The 14,851-nt window shown below is 74.7% G+C and carries 15 protein-coding genes; 6 read left to right on the forward strand and 9 right to left on the reverse strand.

Going from position 1 to position 14,851, the window contains the following annotated elements; genetic code table 11:
* The first annotated feature begins 38 nt into the window (after positions 1-38).
* Entirely contained in the window at positions 39-1,085 is a 1,047-nt protein-coding gene (locus tag ACIBPB_RS21710; protein ID WP_396841331.1) for a fatty acid desaturase family protein, read from the forward strand.
* A 143-nt stretch (positions 1,086-1,228) separates the two neighbouring features.
* A complete protein-coding gene (locus ACIBPB_RS21715) occupies positions 1,229-2,377 on the forward strand; it encodes an FHA domain-containing protein (protein ID WP_396841332.1) in 1,149 nt (382 codons plus the stop codon).
* Between the two features lie 62 nt (positions 2,378-2,439).
* Here the strand turns inward: ACIBPB_RS21715 and rocD are convergent, their stop codons facing one another.
* From rocD to ACIBPB_RS21730, 3 genes are all read right to left on the reverse strand, one after another.
* Positions 2,440-3,654, reverse strand: coding sequence for an ornithine--oxo-acid transaminase (rocD, locus tag ACIBPB_RS21720; protein WP_396841542.1), 1,215 nt, complete (start codon positions 3,652-3,654; stop codon positions 2,440-2,442).
* Positions 3,654-4,469: a dimethylargininase gene (gene ddaH / locus ACIBPB_RS21725; RefSeq protein WP_396841543.1), complete on the reverse strand. Its 816-nt coding sequence runs from the start codon at positions 4,467-4,469 to the stop codon at positions 3,654-3,656. Before ddaH ends, rocD begins: the two co-directional genes overlap by 1 nt.
* A gap of 171 nt (positions 4,470-4,640) precedes the next feature.
* On the reverse strand, positions 4,641-5,279 hold the full coding sequence (locus tag ACIBPB_RS21730; protein ID WP_396841333.1) for an NAD(P)-dependent oxidoreductase: 639 nt from the start codon (positions 5,277-5,279) through the stop codon (positions 4,641-4,643).
* A gap of 103 nt (positions 5,280-5,382) precedes the next feature.
* Between ACIBPB_RS21730 and ACIBPB_RS21735 the strand changes: the two genes are divergently transcribed.
* Positions 5,383-5,742 carry a winged helix-turn-helix transcriptional regulator gene (locus ACIBPB_RS21735; protein WP_396841334.1) on the forward strand — a complete coding sequence of 120 codons (360 nt, stop codon included), beginning with the start codon at positions 5,383-5,385 and terminating at the stop codon, positions 5,740-5,742.
* A gap of 120 nt (positions 5,743-5,862) precedes the next feature.
* Here ACIBPB_RS21735 and ACIBPB_RS21740 read toward each other — a convergent pair whose 3' ends face one another.
* Positions 5,863-6,720, reverse strand: a complete 858-nt coding sequence (locus ACIBPB_RS21740; RefSeq protein ID WP_396841335.1) for a thrombospondin — start codon at positions 6,718-6,720, stop codon at positions 5,863-5,865.
* A gap of 178 nt (positions 6,721-6,898) precedes the next feature.
* On the opposite strand from ACIBPB_RS21740, the gene ACIBPB_RS21745 reads away from it, so the two are divergent.
* Positions 6,899-7,786: a septum formation family protein gene (locus tag ACIBPB_RS21745; protein WP_396841336.1), complete on the forward strand. Its 888-nt coding sequence runs from the start codon at positions 6,899-6,901 to the stop codon at positions 7,784-7,786.
* Positions 7,787-7,817: 31 nt separating this feature from the next.
* Here the strand turns inward: ACIBPB_RS21745 and ACIBPB_RS21750 are convergent, their stop codons facing one another.
* Complete coding sequence (locus ACIBPB_RS21750; protein ID WP_396841337.1) at positions 7,818-8,084, reverse strand: hypothetical protein; 267 nt, start codon at positions 8,082-8,084, stop codon at positions 7,818-7,820.
* 162 nt (positions 8,085-8,246) lie between these two features.
* On the opposite strand from ACIBPB_RS21750, the gene ACIBPB_RS21755 reads away from it, so the two are divergent.
* Both ACIBPB_RS21755 and ACIBPB_RS21760 read left to right on the forward strand, forming a co-directional pair.
* Positions 8,247-8,774, forward strand: coding sequence for a hypothetical protein (locus ACIBPB_RS21755; protein WP_396841338.1), 528 nt, complete (start codon positions 8,247-8,249; stop codon positions 8,772-8,774).
* 119 nt (positions 8,775-8,893) lie between these two features.
* Positions 8,894-9,703: an Fpg/Nei family DNA glycosylase gene (locus ACIBPB_RS21760; RefSeq protein ID WP_396841339.1), complete on the forward strand. Its 810-nt coding sequence runs from the start codon at positions 8,894-8,896 to the stop codon at positions 9,701-9,703.
* A 186-nt stretch (positions 9,704-9,889) separates the two neighbouring features.
* On the opposite strand, the gene ACIBPB_RS21765 is transcribed toward ACIBPB_RS21760, so the two are convergent.
* The 4 genes from ACIBPB_RS21765 to ACIBPB_RS21780 form a co-directional block, all read right to left on the reverse strand.
* Entirely contained in the window at positions 9,890-10,762 is an 873-nt protein-coding gene (locus tag ACIBPB_RS21765) for an aminoglycoside phosphotransferase family protein (protein WP_396841340.1), read from the reverse strand.
* 165 nt (positions 10,763-10,927) lie between these two features.
* A complete protein-coding gene (locus ACIBPB_RS21770) occupies positions 10,928-12,349 on the reverse strand; it encodes a WGR domain-containing protein (protein ID WP_396841341.1) in 1,422 nt (473 codons plus the stop codon).
* Positions 12,350-12,474: 125 nt separating this feature from the next.
* Positions 12,475-13,419 (reverse strand): hypothetical protein, encoded by a 945-nt coding sequence (locus ACIBPB_RS21775; protein WP_396841342.1) that lies wholly within the window; start codon positions 13,417-13,419, stop codon positions 12,475-12,477.
* 19 nt (positions 13,420-13,438) lie between these two features.
* The gene (locus ACIBPB_RS21780) at positions 13,439-14,818 is read right to left on the reverse strand and encodes an FAD-dependent oxidoreductase (protein ID WP_396841343.1); all 1,380 of its coding nucleotides are present in this window, start codon (positions 14,816-14,818) and stop codon (positions 13,439-13,441) included.
* Positions 14,819-14,851 lie beyond the last annotated feature (33 nt).

The raw sequence follows: 14,851 nt of genomic DNA on the forward strand, positions 1-14,851 counted from the left end.
CGGCCCGGCGCGTGCCGCGGACGAGGAACGGGGATCGGATGACCTCATCGACGTTGACGGCGCCGGCACGGCGGGGCAGCGACTACGCGCGGCTGTCCCGCCGGGTCGCCGAGGCCGGCCTGTTCGCCCGCCGGCCGGCCCGGTACGCGCTGCGGATCGGCCTCACCCTGGGCGCCTTCCTGGCCGGCTGGGCGCTGGTGGTGGCGGTCGGCGACTCCTGGGCGCAACTGGCCCTGGCCGCCGTGCTGGCGGTGGCCACCACCCAGGTGTCGTTCCTCGGGCACGACGCCGGGCACCGGCAGATGTTCCGCCGACGCGGCCCGAGTGAGCTGGTCGGGCTGCTCGCCGGCAACCTCGCCGTCGGGCTGAGCTACGGCTGGTGGGTGGAGAAGCACAACCGCCACCACGCCAACCCGAACCACGCCGACGAGGACCCGGACGTCGGCGCGGGCGCGCTGGTCTGGACGCCCGAGCAGGCGGCCGCGACCCGGGGGTTCGGCCGCTGGCTGGCCCGCCGGCAGGCCTGGCTCTTCTTCCCGATGCTGCTGCTGGAGGGGTTGGCGCTGCACGTGGCGAGCGTGCGCGCGGTGACCGGCCGGGCGGACGGCCGCTGGCGTACCCCGGTCCGGCACCGGGCGGCCGAGGCGGTGCTGCTCGTCGCGCACGCCGCCGGATACCTGGGGCTGCTGTTCGCGGTGATGTCGCCGGCGAAGGCCCTGCTCTTCGTCGCCGTCCACCAGGGGCTGTGGGGGCTGTACATGGGCTGCGCGTTCGCCCCCAACCACAAGGGCATGCCGATGCCGAGCGCCGAGGACGACCTGGACTATCTGCGTAAGCAGGTGCTCACCTCGCGCAACGTCCGGGGCGGCCGGTTCGTGGACGTGGCGCTCGGCGCGCTCAACTACCAGATCGAGCACCACCTCTTCCCCAACATGCCCCGGGCCAACCTGCGCCGGGCCCGGCCGATCGTCCAGGCGTTCTGCGCCGAGCAGGGCCTCCCGTACGCGGAGACCGGGCTGATCGAGTCGTACCGGCAAGGGCTGGCGCACCTGCACGCGGTGGGCCGCCCGCTGCGGCGCGGATGACCCGGGCGGTCGGGAGCGTGCCGCGGCGGGGGTGGTCCGGGCCGCCCCGGTAGGGTCGGGGCCATGGCAGACGTGCTCACCGCCGAGGCGGTGCGGGACGAGCCGGGGCGGCCACGGCCGACCCGGCGGACCCGGAGCGCCCGATGAGATTCGAGATCAGCAAGGTGCTGGACGCCATCGAGGGTCGGGTCTGCACCGACCCGGCGCTGGCCCGCGCCGTGGTGGACCTGGCCGAGGTGATCCGCTGGCAGGACCTGGACGGCGGCCGGCCGGCCAGCCTGCTGCGGCTCGGCATGGTGATCGACGCCCTGTCCCGGCAGTTGGAGGAGGACAGCGTCCCGGTGTACGCGATCGTGCACCGGGCCCTGCTCTCCGACGCGGACCTCACCTCCAACGAGCGGATGGTGGTCCGGCGCTGGGCCGACGACGGCCTGGTCGAGGTCCTCGACCAGCCCGGCGACCGGGTGCTGGAGGTGGCCGACCTGCTCGGGCTGCCGGTGCTCAGCCGGGTCCGCTTCGACGGCCGGCAGGGGCGGTTCCCGTGGCTCGGGCAGGCCGGGCGGGTGCTCGCCCCGGTGCCCGGCGCCGGCGGCCCGGTCTTCATCGCCCACGTCGGCGGCGGGCAGCGCCCGGCGGCCGGCGGCCGCTCACCGGTCGGGGCGAAGCTGTTGGCCCGGCAGTGGCGCTGCCCGGAGCCGGGGTGCGCGCTCTTCGGCGGCGGTGGGGGCGGCGGCGCCTTCGCCGACCTGGCCCGGGTGGACCGGGCGCCGGCCGGCCAGCCGCCGCCCACGCTGCGCAACGGGGTGCCGACCTGTCCCCGGCACCGGGTCCGGCTCGGCGACGCCGGGCCGCGCCCGCGTACGGAGGTGCTGGCGGTGCGGATCGGTGGGCTGGTGCGCCGCCGGTTCGCGCTCACCGAGGCCCAGCCGGTGCTGGTCGGGCGGGCACCGGATCCGGATGGCGGGATCGTCCTCGGGCAGTGGCTCAACGACGAGGCGCGGCGCTGGATCAGCCGCAACCACGTCCGGTTCGAGCTGAGAGTGGGTGAGGTGATCGTGACCGACACCAGCACCAACGGCTCGGGCGTGCGGCCGGGCGGCTCGATGGCCGAGGCGGACCGGATCGCGCTGGCCCCGCAGCAGTCCCGGGTGCTGGCCGAGGGGGACGTGATCGAGCTCTACCCGGGTGTGCACCTGGGCCGCGCCGACGAGTTGCCCAGCGACGCGAAGTTCAGCCCCACCTCGGTGATGGCCGAGGCGCCCACCATGGCGATGCGGCTGCCGCGGGTCTGACCGCGCGGACGCGCGAAGGGCGCCGGGACCGTCGCGGTCCCGGCGCCCTTTCGGCTACGGGGTCAGCCGGCCAGCACGGCGGCGAGCTGGGCCACCGCGTGGTCGATCTCCTCTTCCGTGATCACCAGCGGCGGGGCGAGCCGGATGGTGGAGCCGTGGGTGTCCTTGGCCAGGACGCCCCGCTCCATCAGCCGCTCGCAGGCCTGCCGGCCGGTCATCAGCGCCGGGTCGATGTCCAGGCCGGCCCAGAGGCCCCGGCCCCGGACCGCGACCAGGCCCTTGCCGATCAGGCCGCGCAGCCCGGCGTGCAGCCGCTCGCCCAGCTCGGCGGAGCGCCGCTGGAACTCGCCGGTGGCCAGCAACCGCACCACCTCGGTGGCGACGGCGCAGGCCAGCGGGTTGCCGCCGAAGGTCGAGCCGTGCTGGCCCGGCTGGAGCACGCCGAGCACGTCGGCGTTCGCGGCCACCGCGGAGACCGGCACGATGCCGCCGCCGAGCGCCTTGCCCAGCAGGTACATGTCCGGGACGACGCCCTCCTGCTCGCAGGCGAAGGTGGCGCCGGTGCGGCCCAGGCCGGACTGGATCTCGTCGGCGATGAAGAGCACGTTCCGCTCGGTGCAGAGCCGGCGGACGCCCGGCAGGTAGCCCTCCGGCGGCACCACCACGCCCTGTTCGCCCTGGATCGGCTCCAGCAGCACGGCCACGGTGTTCTCGTCGATCGCGGCGGTCAGCGCGGCCAGGTCGCCGTAGGGGACGACCGTGAAGCCCGGGGTGTACGGCCCGAAGTCGGCGCGCGCGTCCTCGTCGGTGGAGAAGCTGACGATCGTGGTCGTACGCCCGTGGAAGTTGCCCTCCGCCACCACGATGTTGGCCTGGCCCGGCGTCACGCCCTTGACCTGGTAGCCCCACTTGCGGGCGACCTTGATGCCGGTCTCCACCGCCTCGGCGCCGGTGTTCATCGGCAGCACCAGGTCCTTGCCGCAGAGCGCGGCCAACTCCCGGCAGAAGTCGGCGAACTGGTCGTGGATGAACGCCCGGCTGGTGAGGGTGAGCCGGTCCAACTGGGCGTGCGCGGCCTCGATCAGCTTCGGGTGCCGGTGGCCGAAGTTCAGCGCCGAGTAGCCGGCCAGGCAGTCCAGGTAGCGGCGGCCGTCCACGTCGGTCAGCCAGGCGCCCTCGGCCGACGAGATCACCACGGGCAGCGGGTGGTAGTTGTGCGCCGTGTGCCGCTCCGCGTCCTGGACCGCGGACGGAGTCCGCAGCATGTCGTCGATGATCACTTGCTCGCCTTTCCCTGACGGAGTCGCAACGTGCAGCACTTCGGTCCGCCGCCGGCCTTGCGCAGCTCGGACAGGTCGATGCCGATGGTCTGGTAGCCCCGGTCGCGCAGCTTGGCGGCGAGGTCGGTGGCCTGCGCGGGCAGCACCACGTGCCGGCCGTCGCTGACCGCGTTCAGCCCCAGCACCTCGGCGTCGGCCATGGTCGCGTGGATGGCGTCCGGGAAGAGCCGGCGCAGCACCGCCCGGCTGCCCGGCGAGAACGCCTCCGGCAGGTACGCCACGGTCCGCTCGTCGAGCACGGTGAGCGCGGTGTCCAGGTGGTAGAAGCGCGGGTCGACCAGCTGCATGGTGATCACCGGGTAGCCGAAGACCTCCTGGAGCTGGGCGTGCGAGGCGTGCGCGGTGCGGAACCCGGTGCCGGCGAGCAGGTGGTCGCCGGCCAGCAGGACGTCGCCCTCACCCTCGTTGACGTGCTTCGGGTCGTACATCTCGAAGCCGGCGGCCTCGAACCAGGCGCGGTAGGCGGGGGCCTCGTCGGCCCGCTGCGGGTCGCGGAACTGCACCGCCATCGCCCTGCCGTCGATCACCGTGCCGCCGTTGGCGGCGAAGACCATGTCCGGCAGGCCGGCCACCGGGTCGATCAGCTCGACCTCGTGGCCCAGGTCGACGTACGTCCGGCGGAGCTGCTCCCACTGCCGGATCGCCAGGTCGGCGTCGACCGGGGCGGTGGGGTCCATCCACGGGTTGATCGCGTAGTCGACGGCGAAGTACGTCGGCCGGCACATCAGAAAGCGCTGGCGGGTCGCGTCCATCGTCATGTCCTGCTCCCAGGGTCGGGCGCGCCCGGCCACCGTGGCCCACGGGCTGGCGCCGTGGTCCAACGGTATGCGGCTCAGGCGGCGACATCCACCGTGAGAAGTTGCGTACGCCGTCGGATCGTTGCGTCTGGTCAACTTCGCACGGCGGATCGTTGCGTCGCCGGGTCAGTCGCGCTCCACCCCGAGGTGGCCGTGCCGCTGCCGGGGAGTGTCGATCTCGTCCAGCAGCGCGACCGCCAGATCGGCGTACGTGATCCGGCTCCCGGCCTCGGCCGGCGCGAACCGGTACCGGCCGGTGGGCGTGCCGCCGTGGTCGAAGTCGCCGGCCGGGCTGAGCACCAGCCAGTCGACGGCCGACCCCTCCCGCCGCAGCACCTCGGTCCCCGCCGCGTGCCCCAGGTAGAAGCCGCGGTACTCCTGCGGGTAACCGGGGGTGTCCATCAGCGGCACGCCACCGGCGGTCGGCAGCACCGACGCCAGCCCGACCACCAGCAGCCGGCCCACCCCGGCCCGGTCCAGCCCGGCCAGCATCGCCCGGGCCGCCGCCGGGAAGAACACGTCGGGCGCGGCACCGAGGTCGACCGCCGCGTGCACCGCCGCGTCGTGTCCGGCCGCCAGCTCGGCGACCCGCTCCGCATCGGTGACGTCGCCGGCGACCACCCGGACCTGTCCGGCGCCGGGCAGGTCGGGATGGCGGGCCGGGTCCCGCAGCACGGCCGTGACCCGGTGGCCCCGGTCGCGTGCCTCCCGTACCGCGGCGCGGCCGGCCCGGCCACCGGCGCCGAAGACGATGATCCTGCTCATCCGCGTACCCCTCGTCGTCGCGGGCCGGCGTGGTCGCCGGCCGCCCGCCGCGGACGCTATCCAGCGGGCCGGTTTCCACCCGGATACCGACTACGGTGAACGGATGGCCGCGCCGCTGGACCCGGAGATGTTCGACGAGCTCTGCCCGTCGGACCTGTCGCCGATCCGGTTCGGGGACAAGTGGGCCGGCATGGTGGTGCGCTGCCTCGAGGGCGGGCCGCGGCGCTTCTCCGAGCTGCGGGTGCCGCTGCGCGGCGTCACCGCCAAGGTGCTGACCCGGTCGCTGCGCCGGCTCGAAGCCGACGGGCTGGTCCGGCGGGCCGTCCTCGCCGGGCGGGTCGAGTACGCGCTCACCCCGCTGGGGCGCAGCCTGCTCGGCCCGATGGAGGTCGCCTGCGCCTGGGCCCGGGAGCACTGGGAGGAACTGCTCGACGCCCGCGAGGGCGTGACCGCGGCCGACTGACCCCGGGACGTGCTTCGGGGGCGGCGAATCGCCGCCCCCGAAGGAGGTGTGTGTCCGGCTGGTGAACCACCAGAGCTGATCGGACCGCCGGAGCTGCGCCGGCGAGCCGGACAGTGCCCGTCAGAACCAGTTGGCAAACTGTGAATCAAGCCACTCGCGGAACCGGCCCACCCAGTCGCCGTCGGTGGTCGGCCAGTCGAACTGGCCGGTCATCGCCACGATGCCGAGCACCACGGCGGCCACGCCGACGGCCACGCCGATCAGCGCGTCGGTCTTGCCGGCCACGTGCCGGCGGCGGGTGGCCATCAGGCCGAGCACCGCGAGCACCGCGCCGACCGCGCCGAGCCCGATGCCGTAACCGGCCAGGGTGCCGGTGAGCACGAAGAGCGCGCCGACCACCGAGACGATCAGGCCGAGGGTGGCGAGCAGGCTGGCCCGCGGCTTCTTCACGGGGATCGCCTGGTCCGCGACCCGCTCCCGGTCGGCCGGGCGGTCCGGCCGGCCGTCCCGGTCCAGGTCGACGGTGCGTTCCGGGGCCGGGTCCGGCCGCCGGTCGGTGCGGGTGACGTCGTCGTCGGCCACCCGGGTGTGGGCGTCGTCGGCCGGCGCCACGGTACGGACGGAGCCGTCGACCGGCGGCACGGTGCGGGTGGTGCCCGCGCCGAGCGGACGGCCGGTGGCGGCCCGCGCCGCCGCGGCCCGGTCGGCCGCCCGCCGCTCGGCGTCGGCGGTCCGGTCGCCGTCGCCGGCGGTGGCGCCGCTGCGGTACGTCGTCCGCTCGGCGTCCCGGTCGGTGACCACCGGTCCGCCGTCGCGCGCGGTGGCCTCGTCGCGGGCGGCGGCCTCGTCCCGAACGGCGACTCCGTCGCGGTCGACGGACTCCTCCCGGGCGGTGACTTCGTCGCGGGCGTCGACCACGCCGTCGCCATTCACGTCCTCATTGCGCGCCGGACCGTTCCGGCGGGACAGAATCTTCATCTCGACACCTCCTGATCTCCGGCGCGGCGGCCGCGGAAGCGTCCTACCGGCACACGCGTGACAAGGACGTACCCAGGCGAGCAGGCAATGACACCCGTCGACCGACGCGGCGTCACCGCCGGCCCCGGGCCGGCCGTATGCTGCGCGCGGTTGCCACGGTGTTCCGGGGGAGATGGGTATGCGACGCAGTATGACGATCCTGGCCGCCGTGGTCATGGCGGTGCTGGCCGGCTGCGCCGCGCCGGCCGGTACGGACGGCGACCTGACCGACGACTGGCGTCCGGTCGGCGCGGTCGAGCAGTTCAGCCCGAAGGTGGGCGACTGCCACCTGATCGGCGACCCGACCAGCTATCTGAGCAGCTACCAGCCGGTGGACTGCGCCCGGCCGCACCTCGCCGAGACGTTCCACGTCGGCCGGTTCAGCGACGCGCTGGCGGCCCGGCCCACCCCGCCGAAGGTGGGCTCGGCGGTGCTACGGCCGGCGTACGCCGAGTGCGACACCCGGGCCCGCGATTTCCTTGGCGGGGACTGGCACGGGGCGCGCCTGGTGGTGCAGGTCGCGCCGCCGTCGCCGAACGGCTGGGCCGGGGGCAGCCGCTGGTTCCGCTGCGATCTCTTCGAGGTCAGCGCGGTGACCGTCGGCGACGACGACCGGTCCGACTGGCCGGCCCAGCATGCCGGCACCCTCCGTGACGCGCTCCGGAACCCGGCGTCGCCGCTGGCGTACCGGTGCGTGGAGCAGGTGGTGGGCGGGCTGCTCCAGGTGCCGTGCGCGAGCGCGCACCGGATCGAGTACGCCGGCACGTGGACCGCCCCGGAGGTGCCCTTCGCCGCCCTGGCCGCCGACGAGGACCGGATCCACGCCGCCTGCCGCACGGTGATCGCCGGCTACGCGAAGCTGCCGGTCGACCGGCTGCTGCCGTACCGGACCAGCAGCCTGTACGGGCTGCCCTCGGCTGCCGCGTGGGCGCGCGGCGACCGGCAGGTCCGCTGCTTCGTCTGGTCGTACGACCTGTTGCGGCGAAGCGTGAAGGGTGGCGGACCGTCGGCGCTGCCGGTGCACTGATCCCGGCGGCCGGTGCGCCGCGATCCGCGGGCTAGTCGGGCGTGATGCCGTGGGCGCGGAGGATCTGGCGCACCCGCTCGCGGGTGTAGCCGGTGACCCGCACGATGTCGACCTGGCGCATTCCGTCCCGGGCGGCGGCCACGATGGCGGTGGCGAGCTGATCCCGGGCTTCGGTGACCTTCTCCCGATCCTCGGCTGCGCGCTGGGCGGAGGCAGCGGCGGTCGCCTGCGCCATGTGGAACGCACGCACAGCATCCGCTAGTCGGTTGGCCACATGACAGATGATCTCACTGGCCAACTAGGGCGGCAGGTTTGCGATCATCAGTTGGCCTAGTGGCAATGACGTTCTCTTGCTTTGGTAGGCCAACTGCGGTTTGCTGGATTGGCCACCAATCAGACGGCCCTCGGCCAGCGATGCACCGCCAACCGAGGGCCTTGATCGCCTGCAAGGAGGCGACCCGTGAGCACCCTACCGACGCTGCCTGTCTGCGGAGAACCCGCGACGGTCCGAATCGAGCTGTACACCGCCGACTCCCTGGACGGCTGCGCGTACACCTGCGCAGCGCACTCGGCCCAGGCCACCGCCGTGGTCGGCCGCGCCGGGCTGGACGCCCACCCGGTCGGCCTGGCGCCGGACGTGGATCGGCCCTGCGGCTACCTGCACGTCTACGCCACCGGAACGCTTGCCACCCGGGAGGGTCCGGGCCACCCGCGCTGGTGCGACCGGGACGGATGCGAGCGCCGGGGCCAGCACCGTTCCCGCGCCCGCCACGTGGGCACCAACCGCCCGGAGGCGTTCGTCGTTGACGTGCGCCTGGTGCGGGCGTTGCACCCAACCGCTGAGCCGATGGTGAACCTGACCAGCGTGGCCGGCGGCGCCGCCGCCAGCCTGGTGCTGTCGATCGGGCAGGCGCGGGTCCTGCGGTACCGGCTGGCCCACCTGCTCGATGAGGCCAAGGCTGCCCGCAACGGCGGCCGGTGGTCGTAGCGCGCCGCACATCAGCCGGGGCCGTCACCGGCACGGTGCGGGCCGAGGCCCGGTGGGTGACAGCGCGGTTCGACAGGTCACCCGGGAGACGCGAGAACGGCTGACTACCCTTGGATCCTGTGCCAGAGGGACACACGATCCATCGCCTGGCGGCCCGGCACGCCGAGCTCTTCGCCGGCGACAAGGTGCACGCCGCCAGCCCGCAGGGCCGCTTCGCCGAGGGCGCGGCCCGGCTCAGCGGCACCGTCCTCGACGGCACCGAGGCGTACGGCAAGCACCTGCTGCACCATTACGCCGGCGAGCTGACCCTGCACGTGCACCTCGGGCTCTACGGGAAGTTCGCGGACGGCCCGGGCCAGCCCTCGGCCCCGGTCGGGCAGGTGCGGCTACGGCTCACCAGCGACTCGCACTGGCTGGACCTGCGCGGCCCGACCGCCTGCGAGCTGCTCACCCCGGCCGAGGTGGCTGCGCTGCGGGCCCGGCTCGGCCCGGACCCGCTGCGCGCCGACGCCGACCCGGACCGGGCGTACGCCCGGATCCGGCGCAGCCCCACCCCGCTGGCCGCGCTGCTGCTGGACCAGTCGGTGGTGGCCGGCACCGGGTTGATCTTCGTGACCGAGGCGCTGTTCCGGGCCGGCCTGCCGCCCACGCTGCCCGGCCGGGCGCTGGACCGCGCGGGCTGGGATCGGATCTGGGCCGACCTGGTCGACCTGATGAGCCGCGCCGTCGCCGTGGGCCGCATCGACACCGTCCGCGACGAGCACCTGCCGGAGGCGATGGGCCGGCCACCGCGCGTCGACCGGCACGGCGGCGAGGTGTACGTCTACCGCCGCCCCGGCGCGCCCTGCCACATCTGCCGCACCGCGGTCAGCCGGGGCACGCTGGCCGGCCGCAACCTCTACTGGTGCGCCACCTGCCAGGCCGGCTGAACCGGCCCGGCACCGCCGGCCGGCCCGGCACCGCCGGCCGGCCCGATACCGCCGGGCCGAGTGGCCGGCCCGGTACCGCCGGGCGGAGCGGACGGCCGGTACCGCCCGGGCGGTGCGCTGGCGCCGGTCGGCCCGGCCGGCCGTGAGCGGCCGCCGGGCCGCCCGCGAGGCGGTCCCACCGACGGTTCACGCCTGGTCGAGCAGCCAGCGGACCGTCTCGACCTGCTGCGGGAAGACCTGGTCGTCGCCGAGGCTCCAGGCCAGGGTGTGCGCGACCGCCCAGCCGCGGACCCGCTCCCGGTCCAGCCCCAGCTCGGTGCTGAGCCGGTCCAGCCGGTGCCGGACCGCGGCGGGGGAGTGCCCCAGCTCCCGGCCGCGCACCATCGGCACCGCCGCGAACTCCCGCTCGCCGACCAGCGGCTTCGGGTCGATGACCAGCCACGGCTCGCGGCCGGCCGCCAGCACGTTGCCGGCGTGCAGGTCCTGATTGACCAGCACCTGTTCACCCTGGCTCGGCACCAGGTCGGCGAGCAGCCCGAGGGCGGCGTCCAGCAACCGCCGCTCGAACGGCCGGTTCAGCCGCTCCCACTTGGCCGGCATCCGCTCGGTCCAACCGGCGGCCTCCTCGGCGAGCGGGGTGAACGGCGGTCCGGCCGGCACGCTGAGCCGGGGCAGCAGCGCGACCGCCACGTCGAGGGCCGCCTCGGGCGGCAGCGCGTGCAGCGGGGTGCCGGGCAGGCAGCGCTCGACCAGCAGCGCGCGCCGCCCGGCGTCGTGGGCGAGCAGCCGGATCGCACCGCGCCCCGCCCACTGCGTCAGCGCGGTCGCCTCGTGCACGCTGTCCTCGTCCGGATACTGGAGCTTCAGCACCGCCAGGGTGCCGTCCGGCAGTTCCGCCGGCATCGCCAGCGACGCGAAGGCGGAGTGGAACGGCGGACCGACCCGTAGCTGCCAGCGCTCGACGCACTCGGCCAGCCGGTCCGGCAGGCCGGCGAGCCAGGCCCGGCCGGCCGGATACCGTCCGGTCCAGCGCAGCCCTTCGGGGATCTCCAGAGACATCCGACCATCCTGAAGTCCGGTGGCGGTCGCGTACAACCGTTTCCGGCGCGGGCGGCGCGACAGGTGCCCCCGATGTGCGGTCCACCGAGGACTGCGGCGTCGAGGAGCGGGCCGTGCTGCGCGACGTCCGGGGGCGGTCCCGCACCGCCCCCGGACCGGAGTCGTTCAGCGCAGCCGGCGGATGTCCCCGTACGCCCGGTAGAAGCCGCCCCGGCCGGACTCCCGGACCTCGGTGACCAGGTAGCGCGCGCCCGGCTCGCGGATGCCCTTGGGGAACTGCACCGACCAGTCCCGCCGGTAGCCGTCGGAGAGCACATGGATGCGCATCCGGCCGCCCTGCTCGACGCACTGCACCACCACGCCGGAGCGGTCGTCGGTGGTCACCTCGACCGTGGTCCAGGCGGCCGGCTCGGGCATTCGGGCCGGCGCCTTGACGTCAACCACGTCGGGCACGGTGCCCGCCTCGGCCGCCCGGATCGCCGCCTCGCCGGCGTCGACGCAGGCCAGGTAGCCGCTGGTGGTCACCACGTAGAGCCGTTCCTGGTGGTACTGCATCGAGTAGGCCGAGCCGCAGCCGGTGCCGAGCTTCCACAGCCGGTTGCCGGCCGCGTCGAAGCAGTAGATCGAGGACTGGTTGTCGCCGGCGAAGACGTACCGGCCGTCCTCGGCGGTGGCGCAGGAGAAGACCGGGGCGTCGCAGCGGTACGTCCGGTCGGCCCGCCCGTCCTTGCGCAGCCGTACCACCTCGCGGGTGCCGGTGCCGGCGAACACCGCGTCGCGCTCCTGCCAGCCGAAGAGCACCGACCCGGTGCGGGTGTGCCACAACTCCCGCCCGCTGCGCCAGTCGTAGCCGGTGACCCCCTGCGAGTGGCCGTGGTAGAGGGCATCGCGGTCGCAGCGCACCATCCAGGCGGCCCGGCCCCGCCCCGGCCGGCGCCAGAGAAACTCGTCCTCGTGGTCGATCGCGGCGATCCCGCCGGCCGCGTCGGAGACCCCCAGCACGCCGTCGTGGATGTCCAGCCAGTAGATGTCGATCTCCGGGGCGATCGCGTACGCCACCCGGGGCACCTTGCCGGAGAGGTCGTAGACGTTGCCGTCGTCGCAGCCCGCGTAGATCCAGGCGTCGTCGGCGACGATGCACTTCACCCCGTCGGGGAGTCGGACCTGGTTCAGCACCAGGGCGTCGTGGTCCAGCGTGGTGATCACCCCGTGCTCGTTGCCGACCAGGCAGCTCTGACCGTCGATGAAGATGCCGAACGCGGGCGCGCCGGAGGCGTACCGCCAGAGCACCGGGGCAGTGCGGGCGGTGGAGCGGGTGCTGACGATCTGCCGGCGGGACACCGGGCGCTTCTGGCGTACGCCGGGCACCGCCGGGGCGTACCCCTTGCGGATCTTCTCGCCGATCTTCTTCGCCGCGGCGGCCCGGGCCCGGGTGTTGTCCGGGAAGGTGGTCGTCTTCACCTGGCCCTGGTCGCCGATCCGGCCGTAGCGCACGGTCAGCGCGGTGTCCTCCACCACCACCTCGTAGAACTTGTGCGCCGCACCGTCCACTTCGGACAGTTCGAGGTAGGTCGTCTCCTGCGACATGGGGATCCTCCGAGGGAAAGGGCCGGAACCGGCGACAGCGCGGACAAGGTAACCGCGCCCCCCGACAAAGAGGTGTGGGTGCGTTTGTTGTCGCCCCAGCGACAACAAACGCACCCACAACCGAGCTACGGCCGCCAGCCGGCCGCCGCCAGGGCGGCCCGGAGTTGGGCCACCACCTCGTCGGGGCGGTGCCGGACGTCGAACGCGGTGAACCGCAGGATCCGGTCGCCGGAGATCCACACGTCGTTCTGCCGGCGCAGGTCCGCCGCCCACTGCCGGACGTCCAGGTGGTGCGCGCCGTCCACCTCGACGTGCAGGCCCCAGCGCCGCCAGTACGCGTCCAGGTAGCGCACCCGGCCGCGCGCGTCACGCCGGCGTTCCTGACCGTCCGGGACCGGCAGGCCGTGGCGGCGGCAGAGCCGGACCAGGTCGATCTCGGAGAGGGCCTGGGCGCCACCGGCCACGTCCTGGAGCGTCTCCCGGATCAGACCCCTGCGCAGGGCGCGCGGCATCCGGTCCAGCACGGCGGTGACCTCGGCCGGGGTGACCCGCCGCTGCTGGCAGCCGGCCGCGAGGAGCTGCTGCGCCTCCTCGTCGGTACGCGCCCACTGGGCCGCGTCCACCAGGGACCGGGCCATGCTCGTCCGGTCCGGCCGGCCCCGCTGCCGGTCGGCGGCGGGCAGGGCACGGACCCGGCGCACCCGTACCGCGGGAAGGCCCACGGGCAGCCGGCGCAGCAGGTCGGCGGCGCGTCGCCGGTGCGGGACGAGGACGTCCACCGTCTCGTACCGCCAGCTGCCCCGCAGGCCGCCGGCCTGTGCGGCGGCCAGTCCGGCGAGCACGCCGCCCTGCCCTGCCGCGAGCACCGCGACCCACCATTGCTGGTCCCGGTCGAACGGCCCGTCCGGGGCGGCCCGCAGCAGCCCGCGGCACACCCGCTGCCAGCGGCCACTGGCCAGCAGGTGCCGGACCGTGGCCGGGGTCAGCTCGGCCGTCGCCTGCGCCCAGGTCAACACCCCCGACTGGGTGAAGAGCAGCCACTCCAGCCCTGACGCGTCGTCTCGCGGCATCCGCACCCGGAGGCGACAGCTAGCGGCCGGTGTGGGCGAGGGCGTCGACGGCCTCGCGGGCGGCGATCAGCACCGGATCCCAGACCGGGGCGTACGGCGGGGCGTAGCCCAGGTCGAGTGCGGTCATCTCGTCCACCGTCATGCCGTTCCAGAGCGCCACAGCAAGCGCGTCGATCCGCTTGGCCGCCTCGGACCAGCCGACGATCTGCGCCCCGAGCAGCCGGCCGCTGGGCCGCTCGGCGATCAGCTTCACGGTCATCGGCCGGGCGCCCGGGAAGTAGCCGGCCCGGTTGGTCGACTCGGCGAGCACGGTGACGAACTCGAAGCCGGCGGCGGTGGCGTCCCGCTCGCGCAGGCCGGTGCGCCCCACCTCCAGGTCGCAGACCTTGGTCACCGCGGTGCCGACCACCCCGGGGAAGGTGGCGTACCCGCCGCCGATGTTGATCCCGGCGACCCGGCCCTGCTTGTTGGCGTGGGTGCCGAGCGGGATGTGCACGGGCAGGCCGCTGACCCGGTGCAGGCTCTCCACGCAGTCGCCGGCCGCCCAGACCCCGGGCACCCCGGGCACCCGCATCCGCCGGTCGACGCGGACCGCGCCGCTCGGACCGATCGGCAGGCCGGCGGCCTCGGCGAGCGCGATGTTCGGGCGTACGCCGAGACCCAGCACCACCACGTCGGCCGGGATCGGACCCTCGGCCGTGACCACGGCGCTGACCCGGCCGTCCCGTTCCGCCAGGCCCTCGACCGGCAGCCCGGTGTGGATGCCGATGCCGGTCCGGCGCAGCGCCTCGGCGACCAGCTCGCCCATGTCCGGGTCCACGGTGGCCATCGGCTGGTCGGCCTGCTCGACGAGCTCGACCGTGAGCCCGCGGGACAGCAGCGCCTCGGCCATCTCCACGCCGATGTAGCCGCCACCGACCACCACGGCGCGGCGGGGCTGCGGCTCGCCGTTCAGCCAGTCGATCAGGGCGGTGCCGTCGTCGAGGGTCTGCATGCCGAACACGCCGGCCACCCCGCCGCCGGCCCAGGCGGGCACGACCGGGCTCGCGCCGGTGGCGTACACCAGGGTGTCGAAGCCGGCGCGGACCTCGCCGCCGCCGGCCAGGTCCCGGGCGACCACCTCGCGGCGGTCGAGGTCGATGGCGGTGACCTCGTGGCGCAGTTTGACCTCGATGTCGAACGTGTCGCGGAAGGTCGCCGGATCGCGCGCGATCAGCTGGTCCCGCTCCGTCACCTGCCCGCTCACCCAGTACGGGATGCCGCACGACGAGTAGGAGGTGAAGTGCCCCCGCTCGAAGGCGGTGATCTCCAGGTCGGCCCGGTCCCGGCGGCGGCGGGCCTGGGACGCCGCCGCCATCCCGGCGGCGTCCCCGCCGATGACGATCATCCGTTCGGCCACGAGCACCATCGTGTCACGGGTGTTGCCGCGGTG

It is taken from the genome of Micromonospora sp. NPDC049836 (assembly GCF_044465125.1).
Taxonomy (GTDB): Bacteria; Actinomycetota; Actinomycetes; order Mycobacteriales; family Micromonosporaceae; genus Micromonospora.

Bases quoted from the DNA above. Each gene is read 5' to 3' on its own strand.
- ACIBPB_RS21775 (WP_396841342.1), bottom strand. From the start codon at position 13,419: ATGCCGCGAGACGACGCGTCAGGGCTGGAGTGGCTGCTCTTCACCCAG.
- ACIBPB_RS21710 (WP_396841331.1), top strand. From the start codon at position 39: ATGACCTCATCGACGTTGACGGCGCCGGCACGGCGGGGCAGCGACTAC.
- ACIBPB_RS21715 (WP_396841332.1), top strand. From the start codon at position 1,229: ATGAGATTCGAGATCAGCAAGGTGCTGGACGCCATCGAGGGTCGGGTC.
- ACIBPB_RS21735 (WP_396841334.1), top strand. From the start codon at position 5,383: ATGGCCGCGCCGCTGGACCCGGAGATGTTCGACGAGCTCTGCCCGTCG.
- ACIBPB_RS21745 (WP_396841336.1), top strand. From the start codon at position 6,899: ATGCGACGCAGTATGACGATCCTGGCCGCCGTGGTCATGGCGGTGCTG.
- ddaH (WP_396841543.1), bottom strand. From the start codon at position 4,469: ATGGACGCGACCCGCCAGCGCTTTCTGATGTGCCGGCCGACGTACTTC.
- ACIBPB_RS21740 (WP_396841335.1), bottom strand. From the start codon at position 6,720: ATGAAGATTCTGTCCCGCCGGAACGGTCCGGCGCGCAATGAGGACGTG.
- ACIBPB_RS21770 (WP_396841341.1), bottom strand. From the start codon at position 12,349: ATGTCGCAGGAGACGACCTACCTCGAACTGTCCGAAGTGGACGGTGCG.
- ACIBPB_RS21730 (WP_396841333.1), bottom strand. From the start codon at position 5,279: ATGAGCAGGATCATCGTCTTCGGCGCCGGTGGCCGGGCCGGCCGCGCC.
- ACIBPB_RS21765 (WP_396841340.1), bottom strand. From the start codon at position 10,762: ATGTCTCTGGAGATCCCCGAAGGGCTGCGCTGGACCGGACGGTATCCG.